We start from the raw sequence: 13,388 nt of genomic DNA on the forward strand, positions 1-13,388 counted from the left end.
GCCTTAAAACAGAAAATACCGCTGCGCCATCGGAAGCACCGTTGCCGGTTCGCAGGTCAACAACTCGCCATCCGCGCGCACCTCGTAGGTTTCGGGATCGACCTCGACATGCGGCGTGGCGTCGTTGAGGACCATCGAATGTTTGCCGATGCCGCCGCGGGTGTTTTCGACGGCGACGAACTGCTTGTCGACGCCAAGACGGCCATGCAAACCGGATTCGAGCGCGGCTTTCGAGACGAAGGTCACCGATGAATTGGTTCTGGCCTTGCCATAGGCGCCGAACATCGGCCGGTAATGCATCGGCTGCGGCGTCGGGATCGAGGCGTTGGGGTCGCCCATCGGGGCGGCGGCGATCATGCCGCCGATCAGCACCATGTCCGGCTTGACGCCGAAGAAGGCCGGGTTCCACAGCACCAGATCGGCGCGCTTGCCCACCGCGATCGAGCCGATCTCCTTCGACAGCCCATGCGCGATTGCCGGGTTGATCGTGTATTTGGCGATGTAGCGGCGGACGCGGAAATTGTCGTTGTCGCCGGTTTCCTGCGGCAGCGCGCCGCGCTGGCGCTTCATCTTGTCGGCGGTCTGCCAGGTGCGGATCGCCACCTCGCCGACCCGGCCCATCGCCTGGCTGTCCGACGAGATGATCGAGAAAGCGCCGATGTCGTGCAGGATGTCCTCCGCCGCGATCGTCTCCTTGCGGATGCGGCTTTCGGCAAAGGCGATGTCCTCGGGGATCGACGGCGACAGATGGTGGCAGACCATCAGCATGTCGAGATGCTCGGCCAGCGTGTTGACCGTGTAGGGCCGCGTCGGATTTGTCGAGGACGGGATGATGTTGGGCAGGCCACAGACCTTGATGATGTCGGGCGCATGGCCGCCGCCGGCGCCCTCGGTGTGGAAGGCGTGGATGGTTCGTCCCTTGATCGCCGCCACGGTGTTTTCGACAAAGCCGGATTCATTCAATGTGTCGGTGTGGATCATCACCTGTACGTCATAGGTGTCGGCGACCGACAGGCAGCAGTCGATCGCCGCCGGCGTCGTGCCCCAGTCTTCATGCAGCTTCAGCGAACAGGCGCCGCCCAGCACCATTTCCTCGAGCGACGCCGGCAGCGAGGCGTTGCCCTTGCCCGACAGGCCGATATTCATCGGGAAGGCGTCGAAGGACTGGATCATGCGGGCCATATGCCATGGTCCCGGCGTGCAGGTGGTGGCCAGCGTGCCATGCGCCGGACCGGTGCCGCCGCCAAGCATGGTGGTGATGCCGCTCATCAGCGCTTCCTCGATCTGCTGCGGACAGATGAAGTGGATATGCGCGTCGAAACCACCCGCGGTCAGGATCTTGCCTTCGCCGGCGATGATCTCGGTGCCGGGGCCGATGATGATGGTGACACCGTCTTGCGTGTCTGGATTGCCGGCCTTGCCTATGGCCGCGATTTGTCCGCCCCTGAGGCCGATATCGGCCTTGAAGATGCCGGCGCCGGCATCGATCACCAGCGCATTGGTGATGACGGTGTCGACCGCGCCCTGCGCCCGCGGCACCTGGCTCTGGCCCATGCCGTCGCGGATCACCTTGCCGCCGCCGAATTTCACCTCCTCGCCGTGAACGGTGAGATCTCTCTCGACCTCGATGATGAGTTCGGTGTCGGCCAGCCGGACCTTGTCGCCGACCGTCGGACCATACATCTGGGCGTAGGCGGCACGGGTTATTCTGGCCATCGGCGATTGCTCCCGAAATGCGCTGTGGTTGAAGCCGGGCTGCACATTGCCGCCATCCAATGGTCACGCAATGACCCGCTGGGCGACACCTTCTCATCCCATTTGGCGGTTGAGGTTGGCAGGTCACCCCAAAACGACCGTTTGCCAAATCGATGGAAGGAAAATCCATGCGCAAATCGATAGTTCTTGCAGCCGCCGCCAGCCTGATGCTGGCCGGTGCCGCCAGTGCCCAGCAACAGCCCGCCCCGGCCACGCCCGCCCCTGCGGCCAAAACGCCGGCGCCCGGCGGCCAGCAGGCCGCGCCGGCGATCCAGAGCGTCAACATTGTCGACATCACCGAACTGCCAAAGGACACCCAGACGCAGGTCAATCAGGTGATCGCCCAGCGTGGCGATGCTGGCTTGCAGAAACTGCGCAGTTCGATCGACGCCACCCCCAAGGTCAAGTCCGCCCTTCAGGCCAAGGGAATGACCTCGGCGCAGGTGGTCGCGGCCAGCATGGAGCCCAATGGCGCGCTGACCCTGATCACCAAGAAAGCCAGCTGACGAATCGGCGCGGCGGGCCGGTAACCGGTCCGCCGATCGCTTCAAGAAGGGAACCGTGGCAGGGCCGGAGTCGTTTCGTTTCCTGAGTGAAACAAACCCCGAAAGCCAACGATGACCATCATCACCTTGCCCGATTCCCGATGGCTGCATGCTATCGCGGCGGCTGCGTTTCTGGCCGCGAGCCTTCCCCAGGCCGCGCTGAACGCGCAGGGCCTCGAAAGCCCGGAAACCGTCGACCGGATCGTCGGCTCGCAGGTCAATCAGAAAGAAGCCAAGACAACAGCTGAAATCGATAAAGTGAGTTCGGCGATCGACCGCACGCGTGAAAACATCAGCACGGTGCGCAAGACGTCCAAGCTCGACAAGGTCGACATCGTGTTCCTGACCGACGCCGCGCGCAGCGAGGGCGGTCCGCCGCCGGCCATCGAAAACAAGGTCCGGCAGCATCAGGAGGATGTCGCCGAACTGCGCAAGGAGATCGAGGCCAACGCCTTGCTTTACAATGCCATCGATTCGCGGCGCGTGCTTGCCGAGGACGTTCTCGCCGTGGAGTTCGACGATCCCGGGAAGATCGTCATCTATGCGGCCGCCAAGCCGTCGGACTAGAGCGATTCCGGGAGAAATGTGAAGCGGGTTTCGCGGGAAAAGCGCATGGCGCTTTCCCTTGGGAAGCTGTGCGCGCCGCGCATGAGACGCCACAAAACTCACAGCTTGCCCATCACCTTCTGCTGGAATCCATAGACCTCGCGCTTGCCGCCAAGCGGCACCAGCGTGACGTCGCGCTCCTGGCCTGGCTCGAAGCGCATCGCGGTGCCGGCGGCAATGTCGAGGCGCATGCCGCGCGACTGTTCGCGGTCGAATTTCAGTCCGTCATTGGTTTCGAAGAAATGGTAGTGGCTGCCGACCTGGATCGGCCGGTCGCCGCTGTTGGCGACTTTCAGGGTGACGGTCGGCAGGCCCTTGTTGAGTTCGATGTCGCCTTGTGCGGGGATGATTTCGCCGGGGATCATCTGATATCACACAACGCCGAAGGCGAGGCCGACGCCGATCGCCGCACAGGCCGCGCCCGCAACGCGAGCCAGGCCACGCAACCTCTGGCCAAGGCTCAGGCCGTCGGCAATGCCGACGGCATGGAGCAGCGCGGTGGCGATGGCAAAGCCGGCCATGTATTCAAGCCCGCCAGCATTTTCCGGCACTTCGGTGCCATGGGCGTGCCCGTGGAACAGTGCGAACAGGCCGATGATGGCGACCCCGGCCGAGACGGGCAGATCGACCGCCAGCGCCACCAGCAGCCCGAGCGCCACCACGGAGGCCAGTATGCCCGGCTCCACGAACGGCATCGGCACATGGGCCATGCCAAGCGCCGCGCCGCCCAGCAAGACGCCGATAAAGGCGAGCGGCCAGGCCCAGATCGCTCGGCCGCCCTTGAGTGCCGCCCACAGTCCGACCGCGATCATGGCGGTCATGTGGTCGAGGCCGGAAAGCGGATGCATGAAGCCGGCCATCAGGGAGGAGGTGGTGCCGACACCGACATGGGCATAGGCCGGCATAGCGGCGGCCATCAACAGGATCGCAGAGAGGCAGAGGCGTTTGGCAGGGATCATTCTACTTGCCTTTCATGATTGCGGTGCCGCAGTGGTCACGCGGCCTTGCGGGGGCCGCAGCCTTCGGCCTTGAGGATGCGCTTCGTCGAAGCGGGATATTTCTTCAGCATCGCGGCAGGTCGGATCGGTCGGGCCGAAAAATTGCCGCCGCAGTTCGGGCAGACGCCATCCAGCACATGTTCCACACAATCGGCACAGAAGGTGCATTCGAAGGTGCAGATCAACGCATCCGCCGCCTCGGGCGGCAGGTCCTTGTCGCAGCATTCGCAGTTCGGGCGCAGTTCAAGCATTTTTCTCTCCTCACCGGATGGGTTGGTGCACGGTCACCAGCTTGGTGCCGTCGGGGAAGGTCGCCTCCACCTGCACGTCATGGATCATCTCGGCGATTCCTTCCATCACCTGTGCGCGGCTGACGACGTGGGCGCCGGCCTCCATCAGTTCGGCGACCGGGCGGCCGTCGCGGGCGCCCTCGACGACGAAATCGGTAATCAGCGCGATCGCTTCCGGATGGTTGAGCTTGACGCCGCGCTCCAGCCGTTTGCGTGCCACGATCGCCGCCATGGCGATCAGCAGCTTGTCCTTCTCTCGCGGCGTCAGGTTCATGCGGTTTCCTGAATCACATTGACCATAATTTGGGCAGCCCCGCCCTTCCATTGAGCAATCCGACGAGCGGAACCAGCCGCTGGCGCAGCTGGTAGCCGTCCTCGGCGTAGAGCCTCGCAAGAAGCTTGCCAGATCTCTTCACGCTCCAGGCGCTCGCACCGCCCCGGTCGCCGATGATTTCCCGCACCGGATCGAGCAAATCCTCGGCCCGCGCCGACACCATCAACAGCGTGGCCATGGCGATTGCGCCTCCGGCGACTGCCGGACGGGCCATGCTTGCTGCGATGTCAGGGCCGATGCGGAAATCCTCGGCATGGATGAGAAAACCGTTCTGGCGAACTCGCCAGCGGTCCCGGAAAGTGCCCAGCGTGGCGCGTTCGCCCATCGCCAGCCGGCCGAAGACCGTCGCTTCCAGCACCAGCGCCTCGGCTCCGGCGGCAAGTTCGACATCGAGCGTGCGGGCGAAGGCCGCCCGGTTGAAGACGATGGTTTCCTGCGGCAGCCAGGCGATGCGGCCGTTTTCGCCGACAGTCAGCTTGACCCGCACTTCGGCATGGTCGGATGCGGCGCGATAGACCTTCTCGCAGGCCTGGGTCGTTATCGTGGCGCTGGCATCCGCGCCGACATCCACATCCCATTCGAGGCGATCGCCGCCGGTCAGTCCGCCGGCGGTGTTGATCAGGACCGCTTCCAGCGGCTCGACCGAAACGGCCGGCAGCCTGATCTTGGCGGAGCCGTCCTGATAGAGGCGCCGCAGCCGCGTGCAGCCGCCTGCGCTGGCGCAGCCCAGCTGTGCCAGGCCCGCGGCGCGCTGGGCGCGAGGGGCCGAAAACCTCGTATATTCGATGGTGTCCACGCCGTCAGGTTAAGCACTGCGGCGGTTTTGTCGATATATAGCTTGTTGCTTGATGGCGTTTCCGTTTCTATAGAGGGAGCCACCTTGGTGCGGTCACGCGATGCCTGGCGGGGGTGTAAGGCGACGGTCGCGGCCTGATATCGAGGACAACAAGGCGCTGTTCAGTTGGCGTCGGGAAACGACAAAGTGGGGAAGAAACCGTATGGCTGACCAGCTGGCAACGGAAATCATCGAGAAGATCAAGGCCCATGCCGAGCCGGGCGGTGAAGAAATCACCACCAGCACCGAATTGACGGCGCTCGGCATCCATTCTCTGGAGCTGACGGAGATCATCTTCGATCTCGAGGAGCAGTATGGCATCGAGATCGAGATGAACACCGTCGATGCCTGGAGCAATCTCAAGAATGTTGGCGACATGGTCGAGGCCGTTCGCGCGCTGATCGCGAAAAAAGCCTGACCGAATGCTGAAGCGCGTCGTCATTACCGGCATTGGTGGGCTGTGCGGACTAGGCCCCGATGCGCAGGCAATCTGGGCCGAGATGCGGGCCGGCCGTTCGGCGATAGGCCCGATCGACAATCCTTTCCTGCACGATTTGAAGGTCAAGACCGGCTGCGAGATCAAGGCGCTGCCCGATCACGGCATCGAGCGCAGGCAACTGGTGTCGATGGACCGCTTCAGCCTGCTGGCTGTGATCGCGGCGAAGGAAGCCATGCAGCAGTCCGGCCTGGCCCCGCATGCGGACAACACTTACCGGATGGGCACGGTCATCGGGATCGGCGTCTGCGGGTTCGAGACGATCGAGGAGAACTACCGGGCGATCCTGATCGAGGGTAAGAACCGCGCCGGCATTTTCACCGTGCCCAGGGTCATGCCTGGCGCTGCCGCCGGCCAGGTCAGCATGCATCTTGGCCTGCGCGGGCCGGTGTTCGGCGTCACCTCGGCCTGCTCTTCGGCCAACCATGCCATCGCCTCGGCGGTCGACCAGATCAGGCTCGGCCGCGCCGATGTCATGGTCGCCGGCGGCACCGAGGCGCCGCTCGTCTGGGGCGTGCTCAAGGGTTGGGAGGCGTTGCGCGTGCTGTCGCCCGACACGTGCCGGCCGTTCTCGGCTGATCGCCAGGGGCTGGTGCTGGGCGAAGGCGCCGGCATGGCGGTTCTTGAAAGCTACGATCATGCCATGGCGCGTGGCGCCACCATCCTCGCCGAAATCGCCGGTGCCGGCCTCTCGGCCGACGCCTCCGACATCGTCGCTCCGACAGTCGAGGGGCCGGAGGCGGCAATGCGGTTCTGCCTTGCCGATGCCGGGCTCAATCCAGAGGACATCGATTACCTCAACGCCCACGGCACCGGAACCAAGGCCAACGACCAGATCGAGACCAACGCGATCAAGCGCGTCTTTGGCGAGCATGCGCGCTCACTGTCGGTTTCCTCGACCAAATCGATGCATGCGCATTGCCTGGGCGCATCGGGCGGGCTGGAGATGATCGCCTGTGTCATGGCTATCCGCGAGGGCGTCGTTCCGCCGACCGCGAATTACCGCGAACCCGATCCCGATTGCGATCTCGACGTGACGCCCAATGTCGCGCGCGAGCGCAAGGTGCGCGCCGCGATCAGCAACGGCTTTGCCTTCGGCGGCACCAACGCGGTGCTGGCGTTCAAGGCCATCTGATCCCGGGCCAACATCTGTCTCGGGCCGTCCGATTGAGTGGACTGTCCGTGCGCGGCGAACTGTCGCCGCATGTTGATCATGCCGGGTCGCAGCATAACTCTTGGCCTATCCCGCCACACCGCGCCCTTGGCGCAAATCCCCCGCAGGAGTTCCCGATGGCCGATTTGTCCGCCTTTCCGATCACCACCCGTTGGCCGGCCAAACATCCGGACCAGATCCAGCTCTATTCGGCAACGACGCCGAACGGAGTGAAGATCTCGATCGCCCTGGAAGAGATCGGCCTGCCCTATGAGCCGCACCTGATCAACATCGGCAAGGATGAAAGCTGGACGCCGGAGTTCCTGTCGCTCAATCCCAATGGCAAGATCCCGGCGATCATCGATCCCAACGGCCCGGACGGCAAACCGATCGGCCTGTTCGAATCCGGCGCCATCCTGCTCTACCTCGCCGACAAGACCGGCCTGCTCGTCCCGGCGGACGCAGCCCGGCGCTATGAGACGATCCAATGGGTGTTCTTCCAGATGTCCTCAATCGGTCCGATCTTCGGCCAGGTCGGTTTCTTCCACAAATTCGCCGGCCGCGAGATCGCCGACAAGCGCCCGCTGGAGCGCTATCGCGATGAATCGCGGCGGCTGATCGGCGTGCTGGACGGCAGGTTGAAGGGTCGAAAATGGATCATGGGCAACGACTACACCATCGCTGACATCTCGCTGCTCGGCTGGGTGCGCAACCTGATCGGCTTCTATGAAGCGCGCGACCTTGTCGGTTTTGATGACTTCGCCAATGTGGTGGCATGGCTGGAGCGCGGCTTGGCCCGACCGGCGGTGCGGAAGGGCCTGACCATTCCGGCAAAGAACTGACGCGGCCTGTCCAATAGACTGGCTGCCTGGCCGCGGATGACCGGGCCGCTCAGCTACTTGGTCTTTGCTTTCGGGCCGCCCTTGCCAATCACGGAGGCCGCGAGCGAGGCAGCGCCGCGCGCGGTTGCCACCACCGCGCCGGCCGCGATGTTCGCCGCTGTGCGAACGGCACCGGTCTTGGCTGGCGCCGGTTTACGCGGGCTGGCTGTCTTCGCGGCGGCCGGCACGACCTTTCTCGGCGCGGCCTTGCCGAAAGCGGCCTTCGCGTCTTTCGAGCGCTCGGCAAGCGCTGGACCGGCACCGGCCTTCGCCTGACTGGCCTTCGCGGACCTGGTCTTGGCGGCTGCGGGTTTTCTTGCCTTGGTTGCCATTGGAAAATCCCTTACGCCAAACAATCGGGTTCTCGGCCATAACGGCGCGAAAGTCTTAAGGTTCCCGTCAAAAAATATCGAAAATTAAGCGAGTTAACCAATGACCAGATCGGCGACCCGGCGCCGTGCCAGCACCCGTTCGATGTTGGGCATGTCGTTGGAGGCGATCCATGCGCGCGCATCCTCGTCGGAACGCCCATGGCCGTGCCAGCGCTCCATCAGGCGGCGTTCGAGTTCGTTGCGCGGCACCTCGACGAAGATCGAGTAATCGAACAGCGGCGCCAGCCGCGACCACGGCTCCTCATCGAGCAAGAGATAATTGCCTTCGACCAGGATGAATTTGGTCTCGGTGCCGATGATCGCCGCCGCGGCACGCGACAGTTCCATGCTGCGGTCGAAGACCGGGATGGCGATGTCGGGTTCGCCGGCACGAATGCGTTTCAGCAAGGTTTCGAAGCCGGCGAAATCGAAGGTTTCCGGCGCGCCCTTGCGCGCGCGCAGGCCGCGCTGGTCGAGCACGACGTCGTCGTAGTGGAAGCCATCCATAGGCACGACTTTCACGGCCCCTTCCGGCAGCAGGTCATGCAGGCCGGCCGACAGCGTCGACTTGCCTGCGCCGGGCGGCCCGGCAATGGCGACGATGAAGCGCTTTGCCTTGCCGGCGCGCTTGAAGATGGTGGCGGCCAGGTGGGCGATTTCGGACATGGGAGCCTCACTTGCCTGGATGATCGGCACGGTGTTTCCGCCGCATTTTGGCGGCACTCGCTGGAAATTTCAAACCCCGTGTTGCGCAGCCCGGCTCAAACAGGGACGGGCTGGCCAATGCGCAGGAAATCGTCGTCGAAGGGGACGTTCCATTGGGTGTCGCCGGCCGCGAGCCGCATCTGGCCGTTGGCCGTGGCGATCGCCCGGGGCGGCGTGCCGCCTGACAAGGGCAAAGCGCCGATGACATGGCGAAAGGAAAAACTGTGCCCTTCACCGAGCGTAAACGCTGTCGCCACCCCTTCGCGCTTCAGCCAGTTGTCGCCGATCGAGGCGGCATGGCCGACAGCCGTGCGCCCATCCTCGATGCCGAGCACGCCCAGGTGACGGCCGCTCCAGGGCGCGTAATCGCGCCCGCCATTGCTGAGCCACAGCATGGTGACCGGCAGTTCGGCCGGGTTCTTCAGCACCAGCACAAGGTCCTCCTCGGCACGGCGCGCCAGCGCCGTCCAGCCCGGCCCGCCATGGTCAGCCTCGACAAGGGTGACGAAATCCTCGCGCCGGTCCTCCATGCGGTACTGCGTCAGGTCGAGCGTGCCGCCGCCGGCGGCGGGAAAATGGCTGAGGTCCGCCGACCGCGCCGGATAGGCCAGCATGAAGCGGCCGCGCGCGGGGTCCGGCTCCAGCGGATCGGCCGGCGTCGCGGCAAAGCGCTTCGGCGAAAAGGCCAGCCTGCCGCCGCCCGTCATCACCGTCATTGGATGATGGGCGACGGAAATCGCGCCGGACCCGCCGGAAAACACATGTTCCTGATAGAGGAAAGGATGGTCGTCGACGAGCGTGAGGGTCTTGTCAACGCTGGCGCCCATGACCCTGTGCCGCAGCCGGAACACAGCCCGCCAGCCGCCCTCCGTCGCGCCGCTGTCGACCACGTCCCAGGCGCTGTTGGCCGGCCAGCCATGCAGCGGCGCCTCCTCGACATCGCTGCGTGAAAACGGCGCGCACAGGAAGTCGCCGGACAGCCGAACCGTGCCTTGCGGCAGGTCCCTGGGCAGCGGCTCGCCCGCATCGACCCATGGCGCGCGGTGCAGCGGTTTTATCAGGCGGCCGCCGCTCTCGACGGTCATGTCGGCGATATGGCCGACGGTGAGATCGAGCGAAACCGAAATGCCCTTGGCCGTGATCGTGCAGGTATCCATAGCGTGCTCACCCGATTCTGAAGGCGCAAGCAGAACTCTTTCGGCGCCCTTCGCGCAAGCGCCGCAACCGGCATTTTGCATCAGCGGTGCCTGCGAAGGCGGACAATCCTGGGGCTAACCACCATTAACCAAATGGACGCATCAATCGCGTTACGTTAGCTTCGCCTCATCTCAGCAACACCATCGCCAGAACAGACCTGCCTTGTCCAATTTGCGTTCCTTCCCGTTTGTCCAGAGACTTTTCGTCGCTCTTGGCCTGTTGCTGCTTGTTGCCGGCTGCTCGACCACGACCCCGCCGGACTCGGTGCTGGCCGTGCCCGCGCCACCGCAGAAATACGCAGCGATCGTCGTCGACGCCAGGACCGGCAAGCAGCTGTTCGAGGTCAACTCGACGGCGCAGCGCTATCCGGCGTCGCTAACCAAGATGATGACGCTCTATCTCCTGTTCGAGGCGATGGAGTCCGGCCGCGTCAACAAGGAAACGCAGATTCCGGTGTCCGGCCACGCCGCCTCGCAGCCGCCGACCAAGCTGCGCTTCCGGCGCGGCGAGTCCATCGATGTCGATTCCGCCATTCGCGCCATCGTCGTCAAATCGGCCAATGACGTGGCGGTGGCGGTCGGCGAATATCTCGGCGGCTCGGAGGACCAGTTCGCCGCCATGATGACATCCAAGGCGCGCGCGCTCGGCATGACCGGCACCACCTTCCGCAACGCATCCGGCCTGCCCGACAATGGCCAAATGACGACGGCGCGCGACATGGCGGTGCTCGGCATGGCGCTGCGCCAGCGCTTTTCGCAGCATTTCCACTATTTCTCCGAAAGCGATTTCATGTTCCGCGGCAGGCTGGTGCGCGGCCACAACGACATGCTCGGCCGCGTGCGCGGCGTAGACGGCATCAAGACCGGCTACATCAGAGCTTCCGGCTTCAACATCGTCACCTCCTACAATGCCGATGGCCGCCAGCTGATCGTGGTGGTGATGGGCGCCGACAGTGCCCGCCAGCGCAACGACCATGTCGAGGCGCTGATCCAGCGCAGCCTGTCGCCCGCGATGGCCGACAGCAAGGCAAGGCTGATGTTCGCCGAACAGCAATAGCAAGAGAGGGGCATCGGCGCCGCCCTTGATTTCGTCATCCCAGGGCGAAGCAGCCGCGCAGCGGCGTCGCGGAGACCTTGGGATCCATGCCGCGACCTTGCCACGGAGTGCAGCAGAGCGGAGTTCCGCACCGCAGCGGCATTTTGGAAGTCGCGGCATGGATCCTCGGGTCTGCGCCGCGTCGCTGCGCTCCTTGCTCCGCTCGTGGATGACGAAGTTCGAGAGGCTTCGGCTAATCTCGAATGTCTAGATGATGCGCCGCCTTCAGCCCGCCAAGAGCCGCCAAAGACCCGCAGCCGGCTATCGTCTTGCAGCTGTCACGCAATCGTGCGGAAGACATGGCATAGGCTGCGGAAACCGACAGTGGATATGTCCCGCCACCTCGGCGTATCCTCCCGTGCAGCGCGACAGCAGGAGCCCATCATGAGCACCACTCCCAAGGCATCCGAGCAGCAAGGCGCCGACAATCAGAACGACAGCGGCGGCGAATATCTCGAGGCGCCGACCACGCAGGAGGATTTGCACGGGGTTTCGGACGAGCATTTCGACACGCCCGAAGTGCCGGACTCCGAACCGGCTGGCCCAGGCGCGTCGCGGATAAAGCCTAAGAAAAAGCCATCGGCGATCTCGGGCCGCAAATTCCGCAAGCGCGACCTGGTGCGCATCGACGATCTCAGGCCGAGCCTCGCCGACCGCATCCGCTCCGACCATCCTGACCTGCCCAGGGGCGCCCGCATCAGCCGCGAGGAGCTCGGCCGCTACCGCATGCGCTACATGGAAGAGCTGCTGCAGCAGGAGCACGGCGAATTCTCCGAACTCGACCGCCAAGTGGTGGAATCGATCGCCCGGCAGGACACGATCTCCGAAAACTCGGAAGAGGAGTTCGAGGAGCACCGCTCTTTCGCTGACCGCATCTCCGACAACATGGCCGCCTTCGGCGGCAGCTGGTGGTTCCTGATCTCGTTTGCAAGCGTGCTTCTGGTGTGGATCGGCATCAATCTGTTCGAGGGCATGGCCGGCGCCTTCGATCCCTACCCCTTCATCCTGCTCAACCTGCTGCTCTCCTGCATCGCCGCCATCCAGGCGCCTGTCATCATGATGAGCCAGAAGCGCCAGGAAGTGAAAGACCGCCTGCGCTCCTTCAACGACTACCGCGTCAACCTCAAGGCCGAGCTCGAAGTGCGCCACCTGCATGAAAAACTCGACTACCTCATCTCGCGCCAATGGACGCGGCTGGCCGAAATGCAGCAGATGCAGCTCGACGCCATGCACGAGCTGGCCGGCGCCAAGAAGCAGAAACGGGAAGTGCGCGGCGCGAGAAGAAGGACGGTGAAGAGCGAGGTGGGGGGTGAGGGGCAGTAAGCTTGGGTTCCTCGCCCTGATTGAAGGGGATTCGAAGGACGGGCGAGACCCGTGGCTCGCCCCGGCAAGGGGCTCGGCGAAGCCGAGACGGAGAGGGGAGCGCCATATACAAATAGTCGACACCAGTGGCAGGGGCGCCTCGCATCCCATCACGGGGCGCCGCACAATCGCCAATTGCCCGTTGAAGCCCGCGCCCGCTTCCGCTAAGAAGCCGTGACTTGCCGGTTCACCGGCTGGTTCGTTTTCCGCATCGCCGGAAAGCACCCGTAGCTCAGCTGGATAGAGCGCTGCCCTCCGAAGGCAGAGGTCACAAGTTCGAATCTTGTCGGGTGCGCCAGATTTCGCTCTGCATTTCAGCTGGTTGCACCCACAAAGTGATGCAGCTTGCGTCGAAGCAAAAACCACCGAAGTAACTCGCTTTCTTCGTTGGCCGACCGATGCCGATCGACGCAGTATAGTCGGGCTCGTATCACCATTCTCTGCAGAGACAGCCGTTCATAAACCCCCAGCACCGATCGCGCGTTGCCTAGGAAGGTAGGAGTCAGCTATTCGGCTAGCAGTTCGTGTGAACAGTCTTGGGTGATAAATGCACGTGGCATCACGCAGAAAGTGAGACATTCCAACCCCAGGCGTCTCATGGCGCCGAACTCAGGTTAACAAAAAGCTGCGAAGTGTCGGTTGCATTGCATGGACGAACCACAGTTCGCATGTTTTTGCGACGGAGAGCGCTGCCTAAGCCCGTCATGCGAGTCCTCGTTCCATCAAAACTCAACCGAGGGTCGTGGCAAAAGGCACCAAGGTAAA

Annotated in this window: 16 protein-coding genes and 1 tRNA gene; 8 read left to right on the plus strand and 9 right to left on the minus strand. The window is 63.9% G+C overall.

Translation table 11 applies throughout. The features are described 5' to 3' along the window. Window positions 1-3: 3 nt before the first annotated feature. The gene (gene ureC, locus FJ548_RS09220) at window positions 4-1,716 is read right to left on the minus strand and encodes an urease subunit alpha (RefSeq protein WP_140777690.1); all 1,713 of its coding nucleotides are present in this window, start codon (window positions 1,714-1,716) and stop codon (window positions 4-6) included. 167 nt (window positions 1,717-1,883) lie between these two features. Between ureC and FJ548_RS09225 the strand changes: the two genes are divergently transcribed. Continuing rightward, a complete protein-coding gene (locus FJ548_RS09225) occupies window positions 1,884-2,261 on the plus strand; it encodes a hypothetical protein (RefSeq protein WP_140766669.1) in 378 nt (125 codons plus the stop codon). A gap of 111 nt (window positions 2,262-2,372) precedes the next feature. After that, window positions 2,373-2,867: a hypothetical protein gene (locus tag FJ548_RS09230; protein ID WP_140777691.1), complete on the plus strand. Its 495-nt coding sequence runs from the start codon at window positions 2,373-2,375 to the stop codon at window positions 2,865-2,867. Between the two features lie 98 nt (window positions 2,868-2,965). Here FJ548_RS09230 and FJ548_RS09235 read toward each other — a convergent pair whose 3' ends face one another. From FJ548_RS09235 to FJ548_RS09255, 5 genes are read right to left on the minus strand one after another with little or no spacing between them, the layout of a single operon-like run. Further along, entirely contained in the window at window positions 2,966-3,271 is a 306-nt protein-coding gene (locus FJ548_RS09235; RefSeq protein WP_140612682.1) for an urease subunit beta, read from the minus strand. Window positions 3,272-3,277: 6 nt separating this feature from the next. Beyond that, a complete protein-coding gene (locus tag FJ548_RS09240) occupies window positions 3,278-3,865 on the minus strand; it encodes a HupE/UreJ family protein (RefSeq protein ID WP_140777692.1) in 588 nt (195 codons plus the stop codon). Between the two features lie 35 nt (window positions 3,866-3,900). Beyond that, complete coding sequence (locus FJ548_RS09245) at window positions 3,901-4,155, minus strand: DUF1272 domain-containing protein (protein ID WP_140777693.1); 255 nt, start codon at window positions 4,153-4,155, stop codon at window positions 3,901-3,903. 10 nt (window positions 4,156-4,165) lie between these two features. Beyond that, window positions 4,166-4,468, minus strand: coding sequence for an urease subunit gamma (locus FJ548_RS09250; protein ID WP_140777694.1), 303 nt, complete (start codon window positions 4,466-4,468; stop codon window positions 4,166-4,168). A gap of 13 nt (window positions 4,469-4,481) precedes the next feature. Next, window positions 4,482-5,324 carry an urease accessory protein UreD gene (locus FJ548_RS09255; RefSeq protein ID WP_140777695.1) on the minus strand — a complete coding sequence of 281 codons (843 nt, stop codon included), beginning with the start codon at window positions 5,322-5,324 and terminating at the stop codon, window positions 4,482-4,484. 202 nt (window positions 5,325-5,526) lie between these two features. Between FJ548_RS09255 and FJ548_RS09260 the strand changes: the two genes are divergently transcribed. The 3 genes from FJ548_RS09260 to FJ548_RS09270 all read left to right on the plus strand — a co-directional run bounded on the left by FJ548_RS09260 (window position 5,527) and on the right by FJ548_RS09270 (window position 7,854). Further along, window positions 5,527-5,781 carry an acyl carrier protein gene (locus FJ548_RS09260; protein ID WP_140491308.1) on the plus strand — a complete coding sequence of 85 codons (255 nt, stop codon included), beginning with the start codon at window positions 5,527-5,529 and terminating at the stop codon, window positions 5,779-5,781. Between the two features lie 4 nt (window positions 5,782-5,785). Then, entirely contained in the window at window positions 5,786-6,994 is a 1,209-nt protein-coding gene (locus tag FJ548_RS09265; RefSeq protein WP_140777696.1) for a beta-ketoacyl-[acyl-carrier-protein] synthase family protein, read from the plus strand. Between the two features lie 155 nt (window positions 6,995-7,149). Further along, window positions 7,150-7,854, plus strand: a complete 705-nt coding sequence (locus FJ548_RS09270) for a glutathione S-transferase N-terminal domain-containing protein (RefSeq protein WP_140777697.1) — start codon at window positions 7,150-7,152, stop codon at window positions 7,852-7,854. 53 nt (window positions 7,855-7,907) lie between these two features. On the opposite strand, the gene FJ548_RS09275 is transcribed toward FJ548_RS09270, so the two are convergent. From FJ548_RS09275 to FJ548_RS09285, 3 genes are all read right to left on the minus strand, one after another. Next, complete coding sequence (locus tag FJ548_RS09275) at window positions 7,908-8,225, minus strand: hypothetical protein (RefSeq protein ID WP_140612668.1); 318 nt, start codon at window positions 8,223-8,225, stop codon at window positions 7,908-7,910. A 93-nt stretch (window positions 8,226-8,318) separates the two neighbouring features. Further along, a complete protein-coding gene (locus FJ548_RS09280; RefSeq protein WP_140777698.1) occupies window positions 8,319-8,930 on the minus strand; it encodes a nucleoside triphosphate hydrolase in 612 nt (203 codons plus the stop codon). Between the two features lie 95 nt (window positions 8,931-9,025). Next, a complete protein-coding gene (locus tag FJ548_RS09285; protein ID WP_140777699.1) occupies window positions 9,026-10,126 on the minus strand; it encodes a hypothetical protein in 1,101 nt (366 codons plus the stop codon). Window positions 10,127-10,328: 202 nt separating this feature from the next. Between FJ548_RS09285 and FJ548_RS09290 the strand changes: the two genes are divergently transcribed. The 3 genes from FJ548_RS09290 (at window position 10,329) to FJ548_RS09300 (ending at window position 12,921) form a co-directional block, all read left to right on the plus strand. Next, complete coding sequence (locus FJ548_RS09290; protein WP_140777700.1) at window positions 10,329-11,222, plus strand: D-alanyl-D-alanine carboxypeptidase family protein; 894 nt, start codon at window positions 10,329-10,331, stop codon at window positions 11,220-11,222. A 423-nt stretch (window positions 11,223-11,645) separates the two neighbouring features. Further along, on the plus strand, window positions 11,646-12,584 hold the full coding sequence (locus FJ548_RS09295; RefSeq protein ID WP_140777701.1) for a DUF1003 domain-containing protein: 939 nt from the start codon (window positions 11,646-11,648) through the stop codon (window positions 12,582-12,584). Between the two features lie 260 nt (window positions 12,585-12,844). Continuing rightward, window positions 12,845-12,921 (plus strand) — tRNA-Arg (locus tag FJ548_RS09300). Window positions 12,922-13,388 lie beyond the last annotated feature (467 nt).

Source organism: Mesorhizobium sp. B2-4-17 (assembly GCF_006441275.1).
Classification (GTDB): domain Bacteria; phylum Pseudomonadota; class Alphaproteobacteria; order Rhizobiales; family Rhizobiaceae; genus Mesorhizobium.